Origin of the sequence: Pseudomonas viridiflava (genome assembly GCF_900602065.1) — a bacterium.
Taxonomy (GTDB): Bacteria; Pseudomonadota; Gammaproteobacteria; order Pseudomonadales; family Pseudomonadaceae; genus Aquipseudomonas.
Genome location: NZ_UWFN01000285.1, coordinates 49,514 through 72,268, shown reverse-complemented (window position 1 = coordinate 72,268; position 22,755 = coordinate 49,514). Strand labels below are relative to the sequence as shown.

The window sequence follows — 22,755 nt, the reverse complement described above, 5'->3', positions numbered from 1 at the left end:
TTTTTGCGGTGATGGCGGATATTGGTTGCGCTTTTACAGCGCCTCACTTTTGAAAGGAGCCCAAAAGTAAGCAAAAGGCTCTTGCCCCACCACTAGGCACCTCGCTTAGGCTCGGTGTACCCGCCCGCAGATCCTGAACCGTGGGCCGCCGCAACGGGCCATCCATGGCCCAATGCGGCTAACCCGGCGTCCTGCCGGGTTGCCCACGCTTCAGAATCTGCGTTCGGCCAGCGTGGTTTAACGGGGCGCCTCAGATCAAAATCAACAGCGCGGCGGCCTGACAGCCGACCTGATTGTGTGGGTTTGCCGGGCATCTGTAGGAGCTGCCGAAGGCTGCGAAGCGGTGTGTCAGACGAGACCTTTGTTGGCTTTGCTGACGTCTCGCGAACAAGTTCGCTCCTACCGGTCCGAGGCGCTATCGCCGTTTTCATTCTGCTTTTGATCTGCGTTTGATTTTGATCTTAGGCGCCCCGTTAAACCACGCCGGCCGGAATTCGATATTGCTGTGTGGGGCAAACCGGCAGGGATGCCGGTTTAGCCGCCTCAGGCCATGGATGGCCGGTGGCGGCGGCCCCACGCAGCAATGTCGAATTACGGGTATGCCGAGCGACAGCGAGGCACCCAGTGGTGGGGCAAGAGTGTTTTGCTTACTTTTGCGCTTCACAAAAGTGAGGCGCCGTAAGGGCGCAACCAATACCAGCCTTCACCCCAGCAACGGATATGTACGCAAAAGTAGCTTCACCACTTCGGCGTAATATCCCTCTCCACCGGCGGCGCATCCGGATCCTGACCCACCGGAAACTTGCCCTTCAAATGCCAGGCAAACGCAATGATCTCCGCAATGGTGCGATACAGCGGCTCCGGAATACTGTCGCCCAACTCCATGCGCGCCAGTAACTTGACCAGCTCGGCATTCTCATAGATAGGCACTTCATATTCCCGGGCGATAGCCAGAATGGCCTCGGCCAACTGATCGTCACCTTTGGCACTCAAGGTCGGCGTATGCGTGCCGTCGTACGTCAGTGCGATGGCCTGACGCGGATTTTGGTCAGCTTGGCTCATCAGGCGTTCTCGTCGATCCAGCGTTGTTGAAGGGTCGTGCGCGGGCCTTGAGGCGGCACGCCTTGACTGCAGGCCAAGTCACCCACCTCAAGGCCGGAGGCAATCAATCGATCGCGCAAGTAACCCAGTTCTTTGCTGATCAATGCCGCACTGTCAGCACGCTCTGCCCAGAGCTGGCTCGATAGCTTGCCGCGCAATAATTGCGCCTGGACCTGAAGTGCACCGAGAGGCGCCAGGTCAAAAGCCAGATCGATTTTCCAGAGTTTTTCCATGGCGTCTTTGGGCTCGCTGTCTTCCTTGTCCTTGCTGCTCTCCTTCTCAGGCGTGTCCTCGCGCTGCAGCTTGACTTGCATGGGCACGACTTCCTGGCCGTTGCGCATCGGGATTTCCATCTGCCAAGTGGTCAGTTGATTGCCCTCAGCAGTGGTTCGGGTCTGTTCCAGACTCGCCAACTGATGGCTTTGAACGCGTGAAACCGCCGCTGCCGCGAATTTCAGTAAAATTTCCAGATCATCTTCTTTACCGCCTTTCACTGCCCGCGAAGGCAGCGGGAAGTGGATCGGCAGTGGCGGCGGTGCGACCAGCCCCATGGTTCCCAGGGCGCTGCGCAACACGCCGGGCATCGTGCGGGTCAGCATGTTGGAGGCGGCGGCCGCGTCGTAGCTGGCATTGGCGGGCAAGCCGGGCAGCAACTGAGTGATGAGCTGCAGCAGGTTCGCCTTCATGTCCGGCATCGCCATGGGGTTGAGGCCGGCCAGTAATCTGGACTCCATGAACAGGCCGCTGGCGTTGATCGCTTGAGCCACGACACGCGGGTTGCTCATCTGTTCGATGTCCGGCAAGTCCGCCAGCAACTGCTGGATACTCGCCTGGAGCGGCGAGGCGGGGGCAGAGGTCGTCGGGCTTGCAGGTGAGAGATTGCGCAGCGCGTTAAGCAAAACGTCCAGCGAGCCTTGGCGGTTTTGTTGAGTGGTGAGTTGCTGGGTCACTGCCAATTGATCAAGGTTGTTCGGCAGTGGCACGAAATTGAGGCTCTGACTGCCTTGGACCTGAGCGCTCAGCAGTGCGCCCGGGCGCAACGGCTGAGGGCTTTCGATGCTGAGGCTGGTGCCAACCAATGCAGTATTGAGCAGGATCACGATCGAACGATAAAGCGCCGGCTGAGTACCGGGCTGAGTGCCCGGCAACGCCGGAGCATTGGGCACGCCGGTTTGTGGCGCACCCTGACCGGTCAACTGGCTGACTGCATTGGCGACCACCTGAGTGGTGAGCACCCGGGCCTGTAGCAAAGTGCCTTGCGGCAACTGATCGGTATCGATACTGGTTTGCAGATTATTCAACGCAGTATTGACCTGCTGCAAGGTCATGGTCAGCGCGTTAGGCGAAGCTTGAGACACTGAAAGCGTGGTGCCGGGCGTCAGGGGCAGGGGGCTGGTGACGCTGACGCTTGTCTGGCCGCCGTTGCTCAAGGCCAGTTTTATCAATAATTGAAAGTTCTGTTGCAACTGCTTGAGGGTTATCACCTCGGCCGCGACTGTCTCTCCCGGCTTTATAAGGTTTTCCAGCGGCTGAAGTAGCTGAAGCACCTGAGCCGGGGAAAGCCCTGCGCGGCCCAGAGCGGCAGCGGCTGTTGTCGGTTGGAGGCTGGTGATATCACCTGTCATGGAATAGCGACCTGTTGAAAATGCCCTCTCGTGGCGGGCGTGCCATGTATAATGCGCGCCCATCGTAGAGCGGTAGTTGCACAATGTAACGGCCGTTTTAAAGCTGACTTGAACAGCCATTTCTTCAGACCGCACGTTCTCTGCTGTGTTCTGATGCGACCTGCGCAGCACCGGGAACCCTGGATGACTCGTTCCATACCTTTTCTGCAAGCCTGCGACCTGGCGTGTGAGCGCGACTGGCGAATGCTTTTCGAGCACCTCGATGTGCAGGTTAACGCAGGTGACATGCTGCAGATCAGCGGTCCCAACGGCAGTGGCAAAACCAGCCTGTTGCGCCTGCTGTCGGGGCTCATGCAGCCGACCGCCGGACAGGTACTCGTTAACGGTTTGCCGTTAAGCGAGCAGCGTGTCGAACTGGCGCGCAATTTACTCTGGATCGGCCATGCTGCCGGCATCAAGGATTTGCTGACGCCGGTGGAAAATCTTGCCTGGCTGTGCGCCCTGCATCGTCCAGCCGAATCAGCGGCAATCTGGCAAGCACTCGAGGCTGTCGGGCTGCGGGGGTTTGAAGATGTACCGTGCCATACGTTATCGGCCGGGCAACAGCGTCGGGTCGCGTTGGCGCGTCTGTACCTGGAAAGCCCGCCAGTCTGGATCCTCGACGAGCCATTTACAGCGCTGGACAAACAAGGCGTCGCTCAACTGGAAGAGCATCTGGCCGGGCATTGCGAGCGGGGCGGCATGATTGTGTTGACCACCCACCACACCCTGAGTCGTACACCGCCCGGTTATCGCGATATTGATCTGGGGCAATGGGCCATATGAGTCATGTGTTTACCCTGCTGGTCGCACGCGAAGCACGTCTGTTGTTCAGACGTCCCGCCGAACTGGCCAACCCGCTGGTATTCTTTGCGATTGTCATCGCCTTGTTCCCGCTGGCCGTCGGCCCGGAGACGCAACTGTTGCAAACCTTGTCCCCAGGGTTAGTCTGGGTAGCGGCCCTGTTGTCAGTGCTGCTCTCGCTGGATGGTTTGTTTCGTAGCGATTTCGAGGACGGTTCGCTGGAACAGTGGGTCTTGTCCTCGCATTCACTGGCGCTACTGGTTCTGGCGAAAGTGCTGGCACATTGGATCTTTTCCGGTCTTGCGCTGGTATTGTTGGCGCCGCTGCTGGCGCTGATGCTCGGCCTGCCGACTCAATGCCTGCCCGTGTTGCTGTTGTCCCTGCTACTGGGCACGCCGGTATTGAGCCTGCTCGGTGCTGTGGGCGCGGCGTTGACGGTGGGTCTGAAGCGCGGCGGTCTGCTGCTGGCGCTGTTGATCCTGCCGTTGTACATCCCGGTATTGATCCTGGGAAGTGGCGCGTTGCAAGCAGCGCTGCAAGGTATGCCTGCGACCGGCTACCTGCTCTGGCTAGGCAGCCTGACCGCGCTTGCAGTGACCCTTACACCCTTTGCAATAGCCGCTGGCCTGAAGATCAGCGTCGGCGAATAAATGAGGTTTGTCTGAATGGCCGCTTTAGCCAGCAGCAAACCCGAGCGACACCGTAGAAGGCAGCTTGATGAAAGGCAGCGTAATGAAAGAAAACGCTAAAAGCGGGTTGAGTTGGGCGTGGTTCCACAAGCTCGGTTCTCCAAAATGGTTCTATGGCATCAGCGGGCGTCTGCTGCCGTGGTTGAGTATCGCCGCGGTGTTGCTGATCGGTATCGGCGTTGTCTGGGGGCTGGCCTTCGCGCCACCGGACTACCAGCAGGGCAACAGTTTCCGGATTATTTACATCCACGTTCCTGCCGCCATGCTCGCTCAATCCTGCTATGTGATGCTGGCGGTCTGCGGCGTCGTGGGCCTGGTGTGGAAAATGAAGCTTGCCGACGTCGCCTTGCAAAGTGCAGCGCCCATCGGCGCCTGGATGACGGCGTTGGCATTGGTCAGCGGGGCTATTTGGGGTAAGCCGACCTGGGGATCCTGGTGGGTCTGGGATGCGCGTCTTACCTCGATGCTGATTCTGCTGTTTCTATACTTCGGTCTGATTGCCCTGGGCAACGCCATCAGTAATCGTGACAGCGCCGCCAAGGCTTGCGCGGTGCTGGCAATCGTTGGCGTCATCAATATCCCGATTATCAAATATTCAGTTGAATGGTGGAACACCCTGCATCAGGGCGCGACGTTCAGCCTGACCGAAAAACCGGCCATGCCTGCCGAAATGTGGTTGCCGCTGCTGTTCACTGTGCTGGGGTTCTACTGCTTCTTTGGCGCCGTGGTTCTGCTGCGCATGCGCCTTGAAGTGCTCAAGCGTGAGGCCCGGGCCAGTTGGGTCAAGGCTGAGGTGCTCAAATCCCTCGGGCAGCCACCGGTAAACGGAGCGGCACAATGAAATTTGATTCATTCGGTGAATTTCTGGCCATGGGTCATCATGGCCTGTTCGTCTGGTCAGCCTACGGCATCAGTTTTGTGGTGCTGGCGATCAATGTGGCGCTGCCTTTGCTGGCACGTCGGCGTTACCTGCAACAAGAGGCGCGTCGCCTGCGCTGGGAGAACCAGAAGTGAATCCGCTGCGTAAAAAGCGTCTGTTGATCATCGTTGCGATTCTCGCAGGTGTCAGCATCGCCGTAACTCTGGCTTTGAGTGCCTTGAAAGAGAACATCAACCTGTTCTATACGCCGACCCAGATCGCCAATGGCGAAGCGCCGCTGGATACCCGTATTCGCGCTGGCGGCATGGTGGAAAAGGGCTCCCTGCAACGTTCTACCGATTCTCTGGACGTGAAGTTTGTCGTGACGGATTTCAACAAGGCCGTGACGATCACCTACCGTGGCATCCTCCCGGACCTGTTCCGCGAAGGGCAGGGCATCGTTGCCCTTGGCAAACTCAACGCAGACGGCGTGGTCGTCGCCGATGAAGTGCTGGCCAAGCACGATGAAAAGTACATGCCGCCGGAAGTCACCAAGGCGCTCAAGGAAAGCGGGCAGCCAGCACCGATCTCCTCAACACCATCCAGGCAGGGTTGAACCATGATTCCTGAACTCGGCCATCTGGCCATGATCCTGGCGCTTTGCTTCGCCGTCGTGCAGGCCAGCGTGCCATTGGTGGGCGCATGGCGCGGCGACCGCATGTGGATGAGCCTGGCGCAGCCCGCCGCGTGGGGGCAGTTCAGCTTTCTGGTCTTCGCTTTCGGTTGCCTGACCTATGCGTTCATGACCGATGATTTCTCCGTGGCTTATGTGGCTGAAAACTCCAACAGCGCTTTGCCCTGGTATTACAAGTTCAGCGCGGTGTGGGGTGCCCACGAAGGTTCGCTGCTGCTGTGGGCGTTGATTCTGGGTGCTTGGACTTTCGCTGTTTCGGTGTTCTCCCGTCAGTTGCCGCAAGTGATGCTGGCTCGTGTACTGGCCGTGATGGGCATGATCAGTGTCGGCTTCATGCTGTTTCTGATCCTTACGTCCAACCCGTTTTCGCGGATCCTGCCGCAAGTACCTGCCAACGGTCGCGACCTGAATCCGCTGCTTCAGGACATTGGCCTGATCGTCCACCCGCCGATGCTGTACATGGGCTACGTTGGTTTCTCGGTGGCCTTCGCATTCGCCATTGCTGCGTTGCTTGGCGGGCGTCTTGATGCGGCCTGGGCGCGCTGGTCACGTCCATGGACCATCGTCGCCTGGGCATTCCTGGGGATTGGCATCACGCTGGGTTCATGGTGGGCGTATTACGAACTTGGCTGGGGTGGCTGGTGGTTCTGGGACCCGGTGGAAAATGCCTCGTTCATGCCATGGCTGGTGGGCACTGCGCTGATCCATTCGCTGGCCGTAACCGAAAAACGTGGCGTGTTCAAAAGCTGGACGGTCCTGCTGGCCATCGCAGCGTTTTCCCTGAGCCTGCTGGGTACATTCCTGGTTCGCTCCGGGGTGCTGACCTCTGTGCATGCCTTCGCTTCCGATCCGGAGCGCGGCGTGTTCATCCTGATCTTCCTGCTGTTCGTGGTCGGTGGTTCGTTGACCCTGTTCGCCTTCCGCGCGCCCGTGGTCAAGAGCCATGTCGGCTTTGGCCTGTGGTCCCGGGAAACCCTGTTGCTGGGTAACAACCTGGTGCTGGTGGTGGCCGCTTCGATGATTCTGCTAGGCACCCTGTATCCGCTGGTACTCGATGCCATTAGTGGGGCGAAGATGTCGGTAGGCCCGCCGTATTTCAATGCGCTGTTCGTGCCGTTGATGGGCCTGCTCATGGCGGTCATGGCGATTGGCGTACTGGTGCGCTGGAAAGACACCCCGGTCAAATGGCTGGCCAGCATGCTTGCGCCGGTGCTGATCGGCAGCGCCGTACTGGCGGTGGTTGCCGGGTTCGCCATGGATGATTTCCATTGGGCCGTCATGGCCACCTTCATGCTGGCCGCCTGGGTGTTGCTGGCGGGTGTGCGTGACCTGCTCGACAAGACGCGTCATAAAGGTCTGATCAAAGGCTCTCGCAGCATGACCCGCAGTTACTGGGGCATGCAGCTTGCCCACATCGGCATCGCGGTGTGCGCGCTGGGCGTGGTGTTGTCGAGCCAGAACAGCGCTGAGCGGGATCTGCGTCTGTCGCCTGGCGAGTCCATGGAGTTGGGCGGTTACACGTTCGTGTTTGAAGGTGCCCGGCACTATCAAGGCCCTAACTTCACGTCTGATCGCGGCACCGTACGTGTGCTTGAGGACGGCAAGCAAGTGACCATCCTGCATCCGGAAAAGCGCCTGTACACCGTGCAGCAGTCGATGATGACCGAGGCGGGTATCGACGCCGGTTTCACTCGCGACCTGTACGTGGCCATGGGCGAACCGCTGGGTGATGGCGCCTGGGCAATACGTGTCCACGTCAAACCCTTCGTGCGCTGGATCTGGTTCGGTGGATTGATTACCGCGTTAGGGGGCGTACTGGCGGCGATGGACAAGCGTTATCGGGTCAAGGTCAAAAGCAAGGTGCGCGATGCACTGGGCCTGGAGGCTGCGGTATGAAGCGCTGGGTTCTTGCTATTCCATTGGTTATTTTCCTTGTGGGCGTGGTGTTTCTTCTTTACCCGGCCCTGTACAAAGATCCTTCAGAACTGCCGTCCGCATTGATCAACAAGCCGTTTCCGGAGTTTTCCCTGCGTGAAGTGCAGAGCGATAAAGTTCTGACTCGTGCCGACCTGCTGGGTAAGCCAGCGCTGGTCAACGTCTGGGGGACCTGGTGCGTGGCGTGCCGTGTTGAACATCCGGTGTTGAACAAGCTGGCGCAGCAGGGCGTGGTGATTTATGGCATCAACTACAAGGACGTCAACGCCGACGCCCTGAAGTGGCTCAAGGATTTCCACAACCCGTACCAACTGAACATTCGTGATGACGAAGGCAGCCTGGGTCTGAACCTTGGGGTTTACGGTGCTCCGGAAACCTTCCTGATCGACAGCAAAGGCATCATTCGTCACAAGTTCGTTGGTGTCGTGGATGAGACCGTGTGGCGTGAGCAACTGGCCGGTTTGTATCAGGGATTAATTGACGAGGCTAAACAATGAAGCGCCTGTTTGCCGCTTTTGTTTTAAGCCTCGGTCTTGCCAGCGTGGCGCATGCAGCGATCGACGCCTACGAGTTTCGTGACGACGCCGAGCGTGCGCGTTACGCCGAGTTGACCAAAGAGCTGCGCTGCCCCAAGTGCCAGAACCAGGACATTGCCGACTCCAATGCGCCCATCGCTGCTGACTTGCGCAAAGAGATTTTTCGCATGCTTGGCGAAGGGCGGACCAATCAGCAGATCATCGACTTCATGGTCGATCGTTACGGCGATTTCGTCCGCTACAAGCCTGCGCTGACTGCCAAAACCTGGCTGCTGTGGTTTGGCCCTGCCGTGCTTTTGGTGGGCGGCATGGTCGTGATTGGTGTGATTGTCGTGCGTCGTCGTGGCCAGAGCCGCGAGGAAAACGATGTGCTTTCCGACGAGGAGCGTCAGCGCCTCGCAAATCTGCTGGATAAAAACCGCGAATGATTGATTTCTGGCTAGCTGCCGGCCTGCTGTTGCTGGTGGCCATGAGTTTCCTGCTGATTCCTGTACTGCGTGGCCGTCGCGCGCAAAGCGAAGAAGACCGCACCGCGCTCAACGTTGCCCTGTATCAGGAGCGAGTTGCTGAACTGCAAGGCCAGCAGGAGGAGGGCGTGCTGTCCTCCGCGCAGATGGACAGTGGCCGTGCTGAAGCTGCTCGTGAGTTGCTGGCCGACACCGAGGGCGCTGAACCGCTGCGTACGTCCCGCCTGGGCAAGACCTTGCCTCTGCTCGCCGCATTGCTGGTACCGTTGATGGGTATTGGTCTGTATCTGCACTTTGGTGCCAGTGACAAGGTCGAGTTGACCCGCGAATTCGCGCAGCCACCCGGCTCGATTGCCGAGATGACCAACCGTCTGGAACGCGCCGTCAAAGCCCAACCGGACTCTGCTGAAGGCCTGTACTTTCTGGCTCGCACCTACATGGCTCAGGATCGCCCGGCTGATGCCGCTGCAATGTTCGAGCGTGCAGTTGCGCTGGCGGGTCGTCAGGCTGAGTTGCTCGGCCAGTGGGCGCAGGCGCTGTACTTCGCCGGTGGCAAGAAGTTCAGCCCGCAGGTGCAGGCACTGACTAACGAAGCGCTGCAGGCTGACCCGAAGGAAGTCACCAGCCTCGGCCTGTTGGGGATTGCTGCTTTTGAAAGCCAGCATTATCAGCAAGCGGTAGATTACTGGAAGCGTCTGTTGGCCGTGCTGCCGCCGCAAGATCCATCCCGGCAAGCGCTGGAAGGTGGTATCGCTCGGGCCAGTGAAAAACTTGGCGAAAGCGCTGCCGACACGGACCAGCCTGCTGCAGCTAGCAACAAGGCAGCATTGATCAAGGTGCGCGTGGATCTGGCCGCTGATCTCAAGGCTAAAGTAGCGCCGGGCGATAGCGTATTCATCTTTGCTCGCGCAGTCGGCGGGCCTCCTGCGCCTCTGGCGGTGAAACGGGTGACGGTCGCTGACTTGCCTGCTGAAGTCGCATTGGGCGATGCCGACGCCATGATGCCGCAACTGAAACTGTCGAACTTTCCGGAAGTCCAACTCGTGGCGCGGATATCCCGCGCAGGTCAGCCGACCACCGGCGAGTGGATCGGCCGCAGCAAGCCTCTGGCCAGTAACACTAAGGCCTTGCAGGCGCTGACCATCGACAGCCCAGATCAGTAGAGAGCACGCCTATGTATCGCGCAGCCGCACGTATTACCTTGTTGGGTCTGGTTATGGGCTTGAGCGCCTGTGCGGTTCAGCCCACCGGCCCGCGCAGTCAGGAGCCGATCCCGACGTTGCCGGGCAAGTCGCAGCCGGGTACACCGAGCACGCCAACACCCACGCCGGTCCCGAAAGCCCCCGCCGCAGGTCCAAAGACCTCCAGCAACTTCGCCCCGCCACCGGGGGGCAACAGCCACTGGGACGCACGCTTGGGTGTACATGTGCTGGACGATGAGACAGACACCTTCTACCGCCAGCGCACCTATTACCGCTGGAACAACGGCTGGACCTGGTCAACGAGCCGCAATGGTCCTTGGCAGGAAACCGATTCCAGTGGTGTTCCAGCTGGGTTGGGGAAACAGTTCGGGAATTGAGCTATCAAAACGGCTCCTGTAGGGAACGGATGCACAGTCCTTGCAGGGGCCGATCTGTGTCGAGGCGCAAGTGCAGGCAATAAATTCAGCGGCTGACTGACCGAATCGCGGGCAAGCGCGTTCTCATCAAACAACAGCAAAATACTGGATTGAAATGCATTTTCTGTAGGAGCTGCCGAAGGCTGCGAAGCATTTCTCCTGGTACACCGCGATCGCAGCCTTCGGCAGCTCCTACAGGTCCTATGTATGCTTCGCGACAGCGGTGTGTTGTGGACACAAGTCGCGCTCCTACCGTGCGGTTGTGTTTCTTCAGACAAAAAAACGGCGACCTCAAAGTCGCCGTTTTCAGTTCAATTCAGATAAATCACTTGCCCGGATAAATCTGATCAAACACCCCACCGTCATTGAAGTGGGTTTTCTGCACGGTGCGCCAGTCACCAAAGGTCTTCTCTACAGAGAGAAAGTCGACCTTCGGAAAGCGATCAGTGTATTTCGCCAATACCGCTGGGTCGCGTGGACGCAGGTAGTTGTTGGCGGCGATTTCCTGACCTTCCGGGGACCACAGGTATTTCAGGTATTCCTCAGCGGCCGCGCGGCTGTTCTTCTTGTCGACGACTTTATCGACAACGCTCACTGGCGGTTCGGCTTCTGCGGACACGCTCGGGTAGACCACTTCGAATTGATCACGGCCGAACTCGCGGGCGATCATTTCTGCTTCGTTTTCAAAGGTGATCAGTACGTCGCCGATCTGGTTGGTCATGAAGGTCGTGGTTGCGCCACGGCCGCCCGTGTCCAGAACCGGTACGTGTTTGAACAGGTTACCCACGAACTGCTTGGCAGCGGCTTCGTCACCGCCGTTTTTCAGGGTGTAGCCCCATGCCGAGAGGTAGGTGTAGCGGCCGTTACCCGAGGTTTTCGGGTTTGGCACGATGACTTCCACGCCGTCCTTGATCAGGTCGGGCCAGTCTTTCAACGCTTTTGGGTTACCTTTGCGGACGATGAACACGGTGGCCGAGGTGAACGGTGCGCTGTTGTTCGGCAGGCGGGTCACCCAGTTTTTGGGAACCAGCTCGCCATTGTCGGCCAGGGCATTGATGTCGGTGGCCATATTCATGGTGATGACGTCAGCAGGCAGTCCGTCGATGACCGAGCGCGCTTGTTTGCTGGAGCCACCAAATGACATCTGCACAGTGATGTTTTCTTTGTGCTCGGCTTGCCAGTGCTTCTGGAACGCAGCGTTGTAGTCCTTGTAGAAGTCACGCATGACGTCATACGACACGTTGAGCAAGGTCGGGGCGGCCTGAGCCGCGCTGCCGAAAGCCAGGCCAGCGGCCAGTAACGAAGCGGCGAAAAGTTTGTTCACTGCGCAATTCCTTTTTGTGGATGTACAGACATTGATGGCGTAATGCCCGCGACTATAGCCGGGCAGGCATACGCCCTTAAAGACTTAAAAGGCATTTGCTTATGCCTTATTTTCAACCCGCGGGAACAGCGCGTTGCCGCAACGCGAGCAAAACGCCGCGCCGTGTTCATGGCTGTTCTTGGCGCACACCGGGCAATCGTGTTTGAGCTGTTCGCCGCGCATGGCCGTAGCCAGCTCGGCAGTGAAGATCCCGGTGGGCACGGCGATGATCGAGTAACCGGTAATCATCACCAGTGCCGAGAGCATCTGCCCGACTGCAGTCTTGGGCACAATGTCGCCGTAGCCCACGGTGGTCAGGGTGACAATGGCCCAATAGATGCCTTTCGGAATGCTGGTGAAGCCATGCTCGGGACCTTCGATCACGTACATCAGTGTGCCAAACACCACCACCAGTGTAGAGACGCTGAGCAGAAACACGATGATCTTCTGTTTGCTGCCACGCAGTGCTGAAAGCAGGTAATTGGCCTGTTTTAGATAAGGGCTGAGTTTGAGCACACGGAAAATCCGCAGCATCCGGATTACCCGCACGATTAGCAGGTATTGGGCATCGCTGTAATAGATCGCGAGGATGCCAGGCACAATGGCCAACAGGTCCACCAGCCCGTAGAAGCTGAATGCGTATTTCATCGGCTGTGGCGAGCAATACAGACGCAGCAGGTATTCAACGATGAATACCGCAGTGAACGCCCATTCCGCGTATGCCAGCCAGTTTCCATAGTGGGTATGGACGGCGGGAATGCTGTCGAGAACGACGACAATCAGGCTGCAAAGGATGACCACCAGCAACGTTTTGTCAAAGCGCCTTCCGGCAGGGGTATCGGTCTGGAAGATGACAATGCGTAACTGTTCGCGGCGGCTGATGGTGCTGTCCATGGTGGATTCCGAATTGAAGATCGGAGCAGTCTACGCAGATTTTCAGGGGCCGGCCTGCACTCAGAGGTTGGCCATGGTCTCAAGCTCATGATGGACCTGTGGGACCGAATTTATTCGGGAAGGCGGTATTTCAGACGATACATAAACTGCGGATGTACCGTCCCTTTCGCGAATGAATTCGCTCCCACGGGAGATTGCACACAAACATGAAATCTCCCATAGGTGCATAAGCCCGTTACTAAACCCTGAACTGCCGCAACAGCCCGTTCAACTGCTCGCTCATCTCCCGCAAGTGCGCGCTCGCGCCGGTGGACTGCTCGGCTGCCATGGTGGTGCTTTGCGACAGTTGCGCCGCCTGAGTAACGTTCTGATTGATGTCTTCGACCACATGGGATTGCTGCAGTGTGGCGCTGGCAATCGATGCATTGAGGCTGTTGAGGTTGCGCAACGCCTGGCTGATCGACGTCAGACTTTGCCCGGCTTGATTGGCCTGCTCAATGGTCAACTGTGATGAGCGGCTGCTGTCGGCGATGACTTTGACCGCTGCATCAGAGTGCGTCTGCAGGCGTTCGATCATGCCCTGAATTTCGGCCGTCGACTTTTGGGTGCGTTGGGCGAGCAGGCGGACTTCATCGGCGACCACCGCAAAGCCGCGACCCTGTTCCCCGGCGCGCGCGGCCTCAATTGCGGCGTTCAGCGCCAGCAGGTTGGTTTGTTCAGCGATCGAGCTTATCACTTCGAGAACGCCACCAATCTGGGTGCTTTCCGAAGACAGCGTGCGAATGACTTCAACCGCCTGATTGATTGTCCCGGACAGGTGATCGATCTGACGCAGGCTGCTGTCGATATTGACCTGCCCTTGGTGCGCCTGGGATTCGGCATCACGCATCTCGTTGGCCGCGTGCTCGGCGTTCTTGGCAACGTCCTGCACGCCATAGGTCACCTCGTTGACGGCGGTGGCCACCAGCTCCATTTGCTGGGACTGTTGCTGGCTGCGAGCCTGAGCTTGTTCAGCGCTGATGCCCAGATCTGAGGACGCTTTTTCGAGGCCGTTGGCAGACGCTTGCAATTGGGTGACGACGCCGCGCAGCTTGGCGGTGAAGGCGTTGAAATGTCTGGCCAGTTGAGTGATTTCGTCGTTGCCCTCTGTTTCCAGGGTGCGCGTCAGATCACTTTCACCACTGGCAATGTTGGCCATGGCTTGTACGGAGTCACGAAGCGGACGGACGATGCTGCGCGCGATGAGGATCACCAACAGCGCCATGACTGCGATGATTGCCAGGCTGAACAGTGCTGCATTGATTGTCTGCTGCTGAAATTCTGCTTTTACGTCGTCGACGTACACACCTGAGCCCAGAATCCAGCCCCAAGGCGCGAACAGTTTAACGTAGGAGATTTTTCGCACTGGCTCACTGGCGCCTGGCTTGGGCCAGCGATACTGGATCATGCCTGCGCCTTTTTCCTTGGCCACGGCAACCATTTCGTTGAACACCGCGAAACCGTCCGGGTCCTTTATCGCCGACAAATCCTGACCGACCAGCTTGGCATTCATGGGGTGCATGATCATCACTGGACGCATATCGTTGATCCAGAAGTAATCGTCCTTGTTGTAGCGCATACCCCGAATAGCATCCAGCGCCTGTTTCTGCGCGGCATCGCGGGTTAGCGTGCCTGCGGTTTCAAGGCCTTGGTAATACTCAAGGATGCCGCTGGCGCTCTGCACCACATGCATGGTCTTTTCCGCCTTGGCGGCATAAAGATCCGTATGCACTTGTTTGAGCATGGCGGCTGCCAGGATAAACAGCATCAGTACGGAGACGACGAGGATCAGCCAGAGTCTTCGGCTGATGGATAAGCTGCGCATAGTCATGACCGGTTGCTCCGTTTTATTTTTTTATTGTTTCGAACGCTTTGCGCCATGGGTTCGCTGGGAAGGCGAGTCCTGAGCCGATGATAGCCTTTTGATGCTTGCCGTCTAGCCTATCGCTACTAAAGTGGATGTCGGCGCTGAAAGGATAAACCTGAGTCGGCGGTAGGAATTTTCTCTAAATATTGTTCGGTATAGCGAAAGGCTTACACGAGGAGGGGAATTTCGCTCTATGAACTGTCACATTTGAGCGCTAGATTGGATCCATCACCGCAGCGAAGGAAGCGCTTCGGGATCAAGGATGATCGACCATTGCCAGGACGGCTACTGACAGGATGTCGGAATGGTCATACAAAAAACCCGCTTCGGCGGGTTTTTTGTTGTCTGCGAGAAATGGAGTTGTCTTTCGTACATCCCTTTGCAGGAGCTGCCGAAGGCTGCGAACAGCAGTGTGTCAGGAGCAGTGCCTTCGCAGCCTTCGGCAGCTCCTACAAGAACTATTCAATCCGGAGCGCAGCCTTTGAGCACCAGCCGGATAATCGTCTGGGTCGCTGCTTCGTAATCGCTGTCATCCAGCTTCGTCTTGCCGGTGACGGTCGATATCTGCCAGTCGAAATCGGCGTAGGTCTGGGTCGCGGCCCAGATCGTGAACATCAGGTGATGAGGGTCCACGGGGGCAATCAACCCGTCGTCTATCCAGCCCTGGATGCACTCGATATTGTGTTTGGCCTGGCCGTTGAGTTGCTCCACCTGCTGCGCAGACAGGTGTGGCGCGCCATGCATGATTTCGCTGGCAAACACCTTGGAGGCGAAGGGCAGGTCGCGAGAGATGATTATCTTCGAGCGAATGTAAGCGCTGAGCACCTCGGCAGGTACGCCATCGCGATTGAAGGGCGTGGAGGCCCGCAGGATTGGCTCGATGATGCTTTCGAGCACCTCGCGATAGAGGTTTTCCTTGGACTTGAAGTAGTAATAGACGTTGGGCTTGGGTACGCCAGCCTTCGCTGCGATATCGCTGGTTTTACTGGCGGCAAAGCCTTTGTCGGCGAACTCCTCACTGGCTGCACGCAGGATCAGCTCTTTGTTGCGCTCGCGAATACTGCTCATAAACCAGAGGTTTCCTTGCCCGATAGGCGGTTGCGCATGGTAGCACCGGCTTCACGGGCCTCTCAAGATTAGCCATTTGCGCAATGTTGATGGTGAATCAATTGCGCAACGGCACCTCTATAGTGATCACTTACGATTGCTCAAGGATATTGACCGTGGCTGCTGGAAGCTTGCTGACCCTACTGGATGACATCGCGACGCTGCTCGACGATGTCTCTCTGGCTGCAAAGAAAACCGCCGGGGTGCTGGGGGATGACCTGGCACTCAACGCGCAACAGGTCACCGGTGTTTCTGCCGACCGCGAACTGCCCGTGGTATGGGCGGTGGCGAAGGGATCTCTGATCAATAAAGCGATTCTGGTGCCTGCCGCATTATTGATCAGCGCCTTCGCACCGTGGGCGATCTTGCCATTGTTGATGATTGGCGGCGCCTACCTGTGTTTCGAAGGTTTCGAGAAAATCTCTCATAAATGGCTGCATCCCGAGACCGCGCAGCAGCGTCAGCAACGCAAGGAAGCTGCGACTGATAAAAACGTGGACATGGTTGCCTTCGAGAAGGAGCGCATCAAAGGTGCGGTCCGTACGGACTTTATTCTCTCGGCAGAAATCATCGTGCTGGCACTTGGCGTCGTGTCCACGCGACCGTTTCTGGACCAGGTTGGCGTGCTGGTGATCGTTGCGGTGTTGATTACCTTGGGCGTTTACGGCCTGGTGGCGGGCATCGTCAAACTGGACGACCTTGGTCTTTATCTGAAGAAAAGCGCCAAGTCGGCCGTTCAACGTTGTGGTTCAGCATTACTGTGGCTGGCGCCGGTATTGATGAAAATCCTTTCCATCGTCGGCACTGCCGCGATGTTCATGGTCGGCGGCGGGATTCTCACCCATGGTGTGCCTGCTGCTCATCACTGGATTGAGGGCGTAACAGAGCATGCGGCCCAAACGGTCGGTGGTTTTTCGATGGTTGTGCCTACTCTGCTGGACGCAGTCGCCGGTATCATCGCAGGAGCATTGGTCCTGCTGCTGGTCACAGTGGCGGGGAAAGTCTGGAAACTCATCCGAGCCTGATGGCGGGTCGACTTGAATGAATAGCCCATTGTTTTCAAGTGTTGTCGCGTATGCCCAGCAATGTGAGCGCCAGTTGGTAGAGATCCTGCATTTGCGGCCCGGTCTGGATCGCAAGCAGGTGTCGGCCTGGGTCGATGAACAAAGCCACGCTCAAACCGAGAGTGATCCATTGGAGTTGCTGCGTGCGATCAACTCGAAAGTGCGGGCGGGTAAGCCGTTGCCGTGGGAGTAATACGCCAAACCTTGTAGGAGCTGCCGCAGGCTGCGATTCAATATGCCTGACATACCGTTTTCGCAGCCTTCGGCAGCTCCTACAAATGCGTGCACGGATCAGAAGAACACTTTCACCAGCAAACTTGCGGTGTTCTGGTTGGTATCAAAGAACTTGGTGTCTTCAATGCCGTATTTGTCTGACCAGTAATCGTATTCAATACCTACATACAGTTGGCGCTCAGGCAAATTGATTGCCTTGCCCAGGTCATATTTGATCTGCGGGTTGAAGTGCACGTTGGATTTGTATTCGCCGTTGTGATCGGACTTGTTGTCCACCACCCAGTCAATGAAACCGTCGATCAGGATGTCGGATTTACCCACCGGGATCGTGTACGACCAGACGGGCGTGACCTGCCAGGCGCCGTAGCCCGCGCGGTGACCATCGGTGTAACGCTTGTAGAAGTTCAACTGGAAGTAATCAAAGCCCGGGATGTTCAGGTCAAAGCCTGGACCGATCAGGTAGGACTCGTTGTCGCCTTCGCCGAACTCGTAAGTGGCCGCCAGCAAGACATCGGAAATCGGGCCGAACTCGAATTTCTGACCAAAGATCTTGCCCATGGACAGGCGCGGGGAGATCTCGCCGTAGTAGGTGTTATCGCCGTTGGTGGCGTCGCCTTTACCGTTGTAGAAAATCTTGTCGATGAACAGAAAGTTATCGCCGTATTTCCAGCCGTCAGCATGTTCGAAGGTGAAGGTTTGCTGATTTGACGGGTTGACTGTGAAGTCGCGACCGTTCAGATAAGTCAGGCTGTTGCTCTGCCATTGCAGCAAGCCGTCGGCCATGCTTTGCCCGGACGCCAGCAGGCTGCCGGCAACTATCGCGCTGGAAATAATACGGTTCATTCAATGCTCCCCTGATGGATCGATATGGTCTTTTTGGGTGCTCTTTTGTAGGCACCTTTTTCGCAGTTAAAACATGTCTGTTTGGTCAACTTTGACTACATAGCAAGAGCTGAGCCAACGCTGATTGAAAAGCGCACGAAAGTGCTATCGGCTGCATTTTTTGCGGTCGATTGAGGCTTTTTTCAGAAAACATGACACTTGACCGGTCGGTCAGTAAGTTGTCTGTTCAGTCAGCATCGCAACACGGCGGGTTTTAACGCGGCGGCGGAGGATATTGGCTGGGGAAGTTTCGTGCAAGTGCTCTGGGACAGGGCAGGGCGAACAATTGTGGGGCGTGGATGGAGGTTGTATGCACTCACTGTAGGAGCTGCCGAAGGCTGCGATGGCGGTGTACCAGGAAGATTGCCATCGCAGCCTTCGGCAGCTCCTACAGTTAGTTCGGCCAGAGATCAGTGGGTCTGCGCACCTGTGGTCACCCACGCTCCAATCAACTCCCTTTCCTGCTGAGTCATCTGGGTGATGTTGCCCAGTGGCATGATCTGCGAGGTGACGGCCTGGGCCTGAATGCGCGGCGCCATTTGTTTGATCTGTTCTGCGGTGTCGAACATCACACCGGCAGGCGCAGTGCTGAACAACTGGCTGGTGGGCCTGGCAGAGTGGCATACCGTACAGCGTTCATGAATCACGCTCTGCACCTTGCCGAAGTCTACGCCTTGATTAGCCGCAGCGACGTCGGCAACAGGTTCCGCAGGTGGCGCTGGCCGAACTTCGTCATGGCGATAGCCGCCGACTGCTGTACCCGGCAATGGTTGATACTCGATCCTGGCTGGCGCAGGTTCTGGCATTGGCGCAGGGCCGGTGACGTAAGCCAGACAAATCATGCCCAGAGCCGCGACTGGCAAGGTCCAGGCGAATTTATGGCTGTTGTGCCGCGTATTGAAATAATGGCGAACCAGCACCGCCAGCACGCCGATCCCGGCCAGGATCAGCCAGTTATACGAGCTGCCGTAAGTGCTCGGGAAATGGTTGCTGATCATGATGAACAGCACCGGCAGGGTGAAGTAGTTGTTGTGGCGTGAACGCAGCAGGCCCTTGGCGGGTAATGAGGGATCCGGTGTGCGGTTCTCGGCAATCGCTGCAACGAGGGCCCGTTGAGCGGGCATGATAATGCGAAACACGTTGCCGACCATGATCGTGCCGATGATGGCGCCGACATGCAGATAAGCCCCGCGACCGCTGAACACTTTGCTGAAACCGTAGGCCGCAGCGATCACCAGTACAAACAGAATCAGCCCGAGCAGAGCGGGGCGTTTGCCCAGCGCCGAATCGCAGAGAAAGCTGTAAACGAACCAGCCGACAAACAGCGAACCCAGCCCTAGTGCTACGCCTTCAATGCCCGACAGGCTGCTGCCCGGTGCAAGCAGATAAAGGGTCGGGTTGGTGTAAAACACCACGCACAGCAGTGCAACGCCCGACAGCCAGGTGAAATAGGCTTCCCATTTGAACCAATGCAGGTTCTCCGGCATGGTCGGCGGTGCGAGTTTGTATTTTTCGAGATGGTAGATGCCGCCACCGTGAATGGCCCATAAATCCCCGGACAGACCATCGCGCGGATTGACCCGGTTCAGGTTGTTCTCCAGCCAGACAAAGTAGAACGATGCGCCAATCCAGGCGATGCCGACAATCATGTGAATCCAGCGCACGCTGAGATTCAGCCATTCCATCAAATGTGCTTCCACGGTATTACCTCAAACCTGCGTCACTTGCCGGACGCTCAGGCTGTTACGGGTGGGGGTCGAGAACCAACTTCTGGCTCTCAGCGAAAAAATGCTCATCGCAGTTATTGCCAGTTCCACTGCGATCAACCACCAGGAAGTCATCCCGCTTTTCGATCGTCAGCACCGGATGGTGCCAGACGCCGCGATGGTAATTGACACCCTGCCTGCCATTGGAAATGAAGGCGCGGGTCAGCTCTGATTCAGGTTCATCGCCAATGGGCGCGACCACGATCAGAAAAGGGTTGCCGAGCAGCGGCACAAACGCCTGACTGCCCTGCGGATGACGCTCCAGCATGCTGATGATCAACGGCATCTGCAGCGCCTCGGCGCGAAAAATGCTGATGATTGCCTTGTCGTCCGGCGTCGCGGTTTGCACCTCGGCCAAGCGATGAAAGCGCTGGGTCGAGCCATTGTTGATCATGAAATGATCGCTGCCGTCGGTTTCAATGACATCACCGAAGGGGGCGAAAGCTTCTTTGGTCAACGGCTCGATGGTGAGTGTGCGCATGCTGGGTCTTCTGTTCTTTTGGAATTGATCAAAGCCCTGTAGGAGCTGCCGAAGGCAATACAACTGACAGACCGCTTTCGCAGCCTTCGGCAGCTCCTACAGGTAATACGTTATTTCGAGACTTTACCCAACACCCGAAGACGACTCACGCCACCATCCGGAAATACATTCAGACGGATATGGGTGATCGGGCCCAGTGCTTTGATCTGCTCGGCGAACTCGTGTTCGGCGTGCATGCTCAGTTTCTGGCTTGGCAACAGTTCGCGCCAGAACAGGCTCTGGGTTTCGATCTGGCTGTCGGTGCCGCCTTTGACGAAAGCGCCCTGGATCGAGCAACTGTCCGGATAGTTACCTTTGAAGTGCAGGGTATCGACGACGACTTTTTCCACTTCACCGGCGTGGCCCAGAGCGATGATCACCCAGTCGTTACCTGGCGTACGACGACGTGCAGTTTCCCAGCCATCGCCCATGTTCACGCCACGCCCTGGATTGAGGATGTTGCTCATGCTGCCGTAATGTTCATCGGAGCATGCCAGGGCGCGACCGCCGTTAAGGGCCGAGACCAGATCGATCTGCTCGGTTTCGCCTACAGCTGACCAGTCACGGAACGGCACGCCGTACACGCGCAGACGTGCAACGCCGCCATCGGGATAGATGTTGAAGCGCAGATGGCTGAAGGCTTGTTCGGCGTTTATTGCGTGGTAGTGATGGCTGTCGCCGTTCAACTCTACGGCGGACAGGATTTCAGTCCACTGAGTGTTCTCGTCCGGATCGCCACTGGCCAGGAAGCACGCTTCCAGCGAGGCAGAGGGCGGGTAGTTGCCGGTGAAGTACGACGTATCGATATCCACACCCTTGATCGAACCCGGCACGCCGAGGCGGATCACTGCGCTGTCATAGCCCTCGAAACGCTTGCGACGCGATTCCCAGCCATCCATCCATTTGCCGTTGTCGTCAAATACACCTTCTTTCCACACCGCCGGAGTCGGTTGGAAAAGGCGATTGGCGTCGGCGAACCAATCGTCGGTCACGGACAGGATTTTAGTGCCCAGGCGCGCATCGGCCAGGTTGACGAACTTCTCGAAGGGTGCGGCGTAAGCTTTCATTCTTTTAGGTCTGCCTTTTGATCAATGGCCTGGGTAGGGCGGTTAGAGGGCTTGCAAACGAAACAGGGCAATCTTGTTGATCTCGGCCAGCGCGCACGCAAATTCGGCGTCGACCGTATTATCGATGCGGGTCTCAAAGGCTGCGAGTATCTGATGCCGGTTACTGCCTTTGACCGCCATGATGAACGGGAAGGCGAATCGGGCTTTGTAAGCGTTGTTGAGTTCGGTGAAGCGTTGAAACTCTTCAGGTGTGCACTGGTGAATACCGGCACCTGCCTGCTCGTTGGTGCTGGCTTCGGTCAACTGGCCTTGCACAGCAGCTTTACCGGCCAGATCCGGGTGAGCATTGATCAGTGCCAGTTGCTGCTCATGATCGGCGTCGAGCAGGATGTGGCTCATTCGCACATGCAGGGTTTCTATATCGTCCAGCTCATCGACTGAGCCTTGATCGTAAGCGGCGGCTGCGACCCACGGCGAATGCTCGTAGATATCAGCAAAGGTGGCAATGAACTCATCGCGGCCCTGCGTCGACGGCTTTAGTGTCGTGAAATGACTCACCGCGCTGTCTCCGGCTGATAGGGATGTTCGGTGTGCCAATGGCGGGCGATGTCGACCCGGCGGGTAAACCAGACCTGCTCGTGGCTTTTGGCGTATTCGATGAAACGCTTGAGTGAAGCCAGCCGTGCCGGACGACCGATCAGGCGGCAATGCAGGCCGATGGAAAGCATTTTCGGCGCCTCGGCGCCTTCGGCGTACAGCACGTCGAAAGCGTCTTTGAGGTACTGGAAAAACTGATCGCCATTGTTGAAACCCTGCACTTGGGTGAAGCGCATGTCGTTGGTGTCCAGGGTGTACGGGATCACCAGATGCGCTTTGCCGGCCGGGTTGTTCGGCTCCCAATAGGGCAGGTCGTCGTCATAGGTATCGCAGTCGTAAAGGAAACCGCCTTCTTCCATGACCAGCCGCCTCGTGTTGGGGCCGGTGCGGCCGGTGTACCAGCCCAGTGGACGTTCGCCGGTGATCTCGGTGAGGATGCGGATCGCCTTGAGCATATGCTCGCGCTCCTTGGCTTCATCCATGTACTGGTAGTCGATCCAGCGATAGCCGTGGCTGCAAATTTCGTGACCGTCGGCGACCATGGCGCGGATAACATCCGGATGACGCTGGGCAGCCATCGCCACGGCAAAGATCGTCAGGGGGATATCGAAGTGTTTGAAAAGCTTGAGGATGCGCCATACGCCCGCGCGGCTGCCGTACTCATAGAGCGATTCCATGCTCATGTTACGCTCGCCCTGCAAGGGTTGAGCGGCGACCATTTCGGACAGGAATGCTTCTGACTCCTTGTCGCCATGCAGGATATTGCGTTCGCCGCCTTCCTCGTAATTGAGCACAAAGGACAGCGCGATACGCGCATTACCCGGCCAGCGTGGATGGGGCGGGTTGCTACCGTAACCGATCAGGTCGCGAGGATAGTCAGCGCTCACTGCAGTCTTCCTTATGTGCGGGGTAACAGAGACGATAACGGGATTGTATACAAAGCGTCTGACCGTTTGTAATTCTGTTCCGAAGGCCGCTGGCCTTGATT

At 57.5% G+C, this 22,755-nt stretch carries 24 protein-coding genes; 12 read left to right on the top strand and 12 right to left on the bottom strand.

Annotated features, from left to right (window positions below; all coding sequences use genetic code 11):
- Window positions 1-738: 738 nt before the first annotated feature.
- Window positions 739-1,062, bottom strand: coding sequence for an EscU/YscU/HrcU family type III secretion system export apparatus switch protein (locus EE949_RS18645; protein ID WP_122665645.1), 324 nt, complete (start codon window positions 1,060-1,062; stop codon window positions 739-741).
- A complete protein-coding gene (locus EE949_RS18640) occupies window positions 1,062-2,726 on the bottom strand; it encodes a flagellar hook-length control protein FliK (RefSeq protein WP_122665644.1) in 1,665 nt (554 codons plus the stop codon). The genes EE949_RS18645 and EE949_RS18640 overlap by 1 nt, the downstream gene beginning before the upstream one ends.
- Window positions 2,727-2,909: 183 nt before the next feature.
- On the opposite strand from EE949_RS18640, the gene ccmA reads away from it, so the two are divergent.
- The 10 genes from ccmA (at window position 2,910) to EE949_RS18590 (ending at window position 10,328) form a co-directional block, all read left to right on the top strand.
- The gene (gene ccmA / locus EE949_RS18635) at window positions 2,910-3,551 is read left to right on the top strand and encodes a cytochrome c biogenesis heme-transporting ATPase CcmA (protein WP_122665643.1); all 642 of its coding nucleotides are present in this window, start codon (window positions 2,910-2,912) and stop codon (window positions 3,549-3,551) included.
- Window positions 3,548-4,219, top strand: coding sequence for a heme exporter protein CcmB (gene ccmB / locus EE949_RS18630; protein WP_122666112.1), 672 nt, complete (start codon window positions 3,548-3,550; stop codon window positions 4,217-4,219). Before ccmA ends, ccmB begins: the two co-directional genes overlap by 4 nt.
- An 82-nt stretch (window positions 4,220-4,301) precedes the next feature.
- The gene (locus EE949_RS18625) at window positions 4,302-5,099 is read left to right on the top strand and encodes a heme ABC transporter permease (protein WP_122666111.1); all 798 of its coding nucleotides are present in this window, start codon (window positions 4,302-4,304) and stop codon (window positions 5,097-5,099) included.
- Window positions 5,096-5,272, top strand: a complete 177-nt coding sequence (ccmD, locus tag EE949_RS18620) for a heme exporter protein CcmD (protein ID WP_122665642.1) — start codon at window positions 5,096-5,098, stop codon at window positions 5,270-5,272. Before EE949_RS18625 ends, ccmD begins: the two co-directional genes overlap by 4 nt.
- Window positions 5,269-5,733, top strand: a complete 465-nt coding sequence (gene ccmE / locus EE949_RS18615) for a cytochrome c maturation protein CcmE (protein ID WP_122665641.1) — start codon at window positions 5,269-5,271, stop codon at window positions 5,731-5,733. Before ccmD ends, ccmE begins: the two co-directional genes overlap by 4 nt.
- A 3-nt stretch (window positions 5,734-5,736) precedes the next feature.
- A complete protein-coding gene (locus EE949_RS18610; protein ID WP_122665640.1) occupies window positions 5,737-7,707 on the top strand; it encodes a heme lyase CcmF/NrfE family subunit in 1,971 nt (656 codons plus the stop codon).
- Window positions 7,704-8,243, top strand: a complete 540-nt coding sequence (locus EE949_RS18605; RefSeq protein WP_122665639.1) for a DsbE family thiol:disulfide interchange protein — start codon at window positions 7,704-7,706, stop codon at window positions 8,241-8,243. The genes EE949_RS18610 and EE949_RS18605 overlap by 4 nt, the downstream gene beginning before the upstream one ends.
- The gene (locus tag EE949_RS18600; RefSeq protein ID WP_122665638.1) at window positions 8,240-8,710 is read left to right on the top strand and encodes a cytochrome c-type biogenesis protein; all 471 of its coding nucleotides are present in this window, start codon (window positions 8,240-8,242) and stop codon (window positions 8,708-8,710) included. Before EE949_RS18605 ends, EE949_RS18600 begins: the two co-directional genes overlap by 4 nt.
- Window positions 8,707-9,912: a c-type cytochrome biogenesis protein CcmI gene (gene ccmI, locus EE949_RS18595; RefSeq protein WP_122665637.1), complete on the top strand. Its 1,206-nt coding sequence runs from the start codon at window positions 8,707-8,709 to the stop codon at window positions 9,910-9,912. Before EE949_RS18600 ends, ccmI begins: the two co-directional genes overlap by 4 nt.
- 11 nt (window positions 9,913-9,923) lie before the next feature.
- Window positions 9,924-10,328, top strand: coding sequence for a hypothetical protein (locus tag EE949_RS18590; protein ID WP_122665636.1), 405 nt, complete (start codon window positions 9,924-9,926; stop codon window positions 10,326-10,328).
- Between the two features lie 364 nt (window positions 10,329-10,692).
- Here the strand turns inward: EE949_RS18590 and EE949_RS18585 are convergent, their stop codons facing one another.
- The 4 genes from EE949_RS18585 to EE949_RS18570 form a co-directional block, all read right to left on the bottom strand.
- Entirely contained in the window at window positions 10,693-11,691 is a 999-nt protein-coding gene (locus EE949_RS18585) for a sulfate ABC transporter substrate-binding protein (RefSeq protein ID WP_122665635.1), read from the bottom strand.
- Between the two features lie 99 nt (window positions 11,692-11,790).
- Entirely contained in the window at window positions 11,791-12,624 is an 834-nt protein-coding gene (locus tag EE949_RS18580; protein ID WP_122665634.1) for an ion transporter, read from the bottom strand.
- A gap of 238 nt (window positions 12,625-12,862) precedes the next feature.
- Window positions 12,863-14,494: a methyl-accepting chemotaxis protein gene (locus EE949_RS18575; RefSeq protein ID WP_122665633.1), complete on the bottom strand. Its 1,632-nt coding sequence runs from the start codon at window positions 14,492-14,494 to the stop codon at window positions 12,863-12,865.
- Between the two features lie 498 nt (window positions 14,495-14,992).
- Entirely contained in the window at window positions 14,993-15,598 is a 606-nt protein-coding gene (locus EE949_RS18570; RefSeq protein WP_122665632.1) for a TetR/AcrR family transcriptional regulator, read from the bottom strand.
- Between the two features lie 155 nt (window positions 15,599-15,753).
- On the opposite strand from EE949_RS18570, the gene EE949_RS18565 reads away from it, so the two are divergent.
- Together EE949_RS18565 and EE949_RS18560 are read left to right on the top strand one after the other, a co-directional pair.
- Complete coding sequence (locus EE949_RS18565) at window positions 15,754-16,662, top strand: DUF808 domain-containing protein (protein ID WP_122665631.1); 909 nt, start codon at window positions 15,754-15,756, stop codon at window positions 16,660-16,662.
- A gap of 16 nt (window positions 16,663-16,678) precedes the next feature.
- A complete protein-coding gene (locus EE949_RS18560; RefSeq protein ID WP_240350671.1) occupies window positions 16,679-16,894 on the top strand; it encodes a hypothetical protein in 216 nt (71 codons plus the stop codon).
- 98 nt (window positions 16,895-16,992) lie between these two features.
- Here the strand turns inward: EE949_RS18560 and EE949_RS18555 are convergent, their stop codons facing one another.
- The 6 genes from EE949_RS18555 to puuE all read right to left on the bottom strand — a co-directional run bounded on the left by EE949_RS18555 (window position 16,993) and on the right by puuE (window position 22,654).
- The gene (locus tag EE949_RS18555; protein ID WP_122665630.1) at window positions 16,993-17,778 is read right to left on the bottom strand and encodes an outer membrane protein OmpK; all 786 of its coding nucleotides are present in this window, start codon (window positions 17,776-17,778) and stop codon (window positions 16,993-16,995) included.
- A 449-nt stretch (window positions 17,779-18,227) separates the two neighbouring features.
- The gene (locus EE949_RS18550; RefSeq protein WP_122665629.1) at window positions 18,228-19,517 is read right to left on the bottom strand and encodes a urate hydroxylase PuuD; all 1,290 of its coding nucleotides are present in this window, start codon (window positions 19,515-19,517) and stop codon (window positions 18,228-18,230) included.
- 43 nt (window positions 19,518-19,560) lie between these two features.
- On the bottom strand, window positions 19,561-20,064 hold the full coding sequence (locus EE949_RS18545; RefSeq protein WP_122665628.1) for an ureidoglycolate lyase: 504 nt from the start codon (window positions 20,062-20,064) through the stop codon (window positions 19,561-19,563).
- A 110-nt stretch (window positions 20,065-20,174) separates the two neighbouring features.
- On the bottom strand, window positions 20,175-21,170 hold the full coding sequence (gene alc, locus EE949_RS18540) for an allantoicase (RefSeq protein WP_122665627.1): 996 nt from the start codon (window positions 21,168-21,170) through the stop codon (window positions 20,175-20,177).
- A gap of 42 nt (window positions 21,171-21,212) precedes the next feature.
- Entirely contained in the window at window positions 21,213-21,728 is a 516-nt protein-coding gene (gene uraD / locus EE949_RS18535) for a 2-oxo-4-hydroxy-4-carboxy-5-ureidoimidazoline decarboxylase (protein ID WP_122665626.1), read from the bottom strand.
- On the bottom strand, window positions 21,725-22,654 hold the full coding sequence (puuE, locus tag EE949_RS18530; RefSeq protein WP_122665625.1) for an allantoinase PuuE: 930 nt from the start codon (window positions 22,652-22,654) through the stop codon (window positions 21,725-21,727). Before puuE ends, uraD begins: the two co-directional genes overlap by 4 nt.
- Window positions 22,655-22,755 lie beyond the last annotated feature (101 nt).

Bases quoted from the DNA above. Each gene is read 5' to 3' on its own strand.
- EE949_RS18610 (WP_122665640.1), top strand. From the start codon at position 5,737: ATGATTCCTGAACTCGGCCATCTGGCCATGATCCTGGCGCTTTGCTTC.
- EE949_RS18575 (WP_122665633.1), bottom strand. From the start codon at position 14,494: ATGACTATGCGCAGCTTATCCATCAGCCGAAGACTCTGGCTGATCCTC.
- ccmB (WP_122666112.1), top strand. From the start codon at position 3,548: ATGAGTCATGTGTTTACCCTGCTGGTCGCACGCGAAGCACGTCTGTTG.
- EE949_RS18625 (WP_122666111.1), top strand. From the start codon at position 4,302: ATGAAAGAAAACGCTAAAAGCGGGTTGAGTTGGGCGTGGTTCCACAAG.
- EE949_RS18580 (WP_122665634.1), bottom strand. From the start codon at position 12,624: ATGGACAGCACCATCAGCCGCCGCGAACAGTTACGCATTGTCATCTTC.
- EE949_RS18555 (WP_122665630.1), bottom strand. From the start codon at position 17,778: ATGAACCGTATTATTTCCAGCGCGATAGTTGCCGGCAGCCTGCTGGCG.
- EE949_RS18645 (WP_122665645.1), bottom strand. From the start codon at position 1,062: ATGAGCCAAGCTGACCAAAATCCGCGTCAGGCCATCGCACTGACGTAC.
- EE949_RS18600 (WP_122665638.1), top strand. From the start codon at position 8,240: ATGAAGCGCCTGTTTGCCGCTTTTGTTTTAAGCCTCGGTCTTGCCAGC.
- EE949_RS18605 (WP_122665639.1), top strand. From the start codon at position 7,704: ATGAAGCGCTGGGTTCTTGCTATTCCATTGGTTATTTTCCTTGTGGGC.
- alc (WP_122665627.1), bottom strand. From the start codon at position 21,170: ATGAAAGCTTACGCCGCACCCTTCGAGAAGTTCGTCAACCTGGCCGAT.
- EE949_RS18640 (WP_122665644.1), bottom strand. From the start codon at position 2,726: ATGACAGGTGATATCACCAGCCTCCAACCGACAACAGCCGCTGCCGCT.
- ccmD (WP_122665642.1), top strand. From the start codon at position 5,096: ATGAAATTTGATTCATTCGGTGAATTTCTGGCCATGGGTCATCATGGC.
- ccmI (WP_122665637.1), top strand. From the start codon at position 8,707: ATGATTGATTTCTGGCTAGCTGCCGGCCTGCTGTTGCTGGTGGCCATG.
- EE949_RS18560 (WP_240350671.1), top strand. From the start codon at position 16,679: ATGAATAGCCCATTGTTTTCAAGTGTTGTCGCGTATGCCCAGCAATGT.
- EE949_RS18545 (WP_122665628.1), bottom strand. From the start codon at position 20,064: ATGCGCACACTCACCATCGAGCCGTTGACCAAAGAAGCTTTCGCCCCC.
- EE949_RS18590 (WP_122665636.1), top strand. From the start codon at position 9,924: ATGTATCGCGCAGCCGCACGTATTACCTTGTTGGGTCTGGTTATGGGC.
- ccmA (WP_122665643.1), top strand. From the start codon at position 2,910: ATGACTCGTTCCATACCTTTTCTGCAAGCCTGCGACCTGGCGTGTGAG.
- EE949_RS18570 (WP_122665632.1), bottom strand. From the start codon at position 15,598: ATGAGCAGTATTCGCGAGCGCAACAAAGAGCTGATCCTGCGTGCAGCC.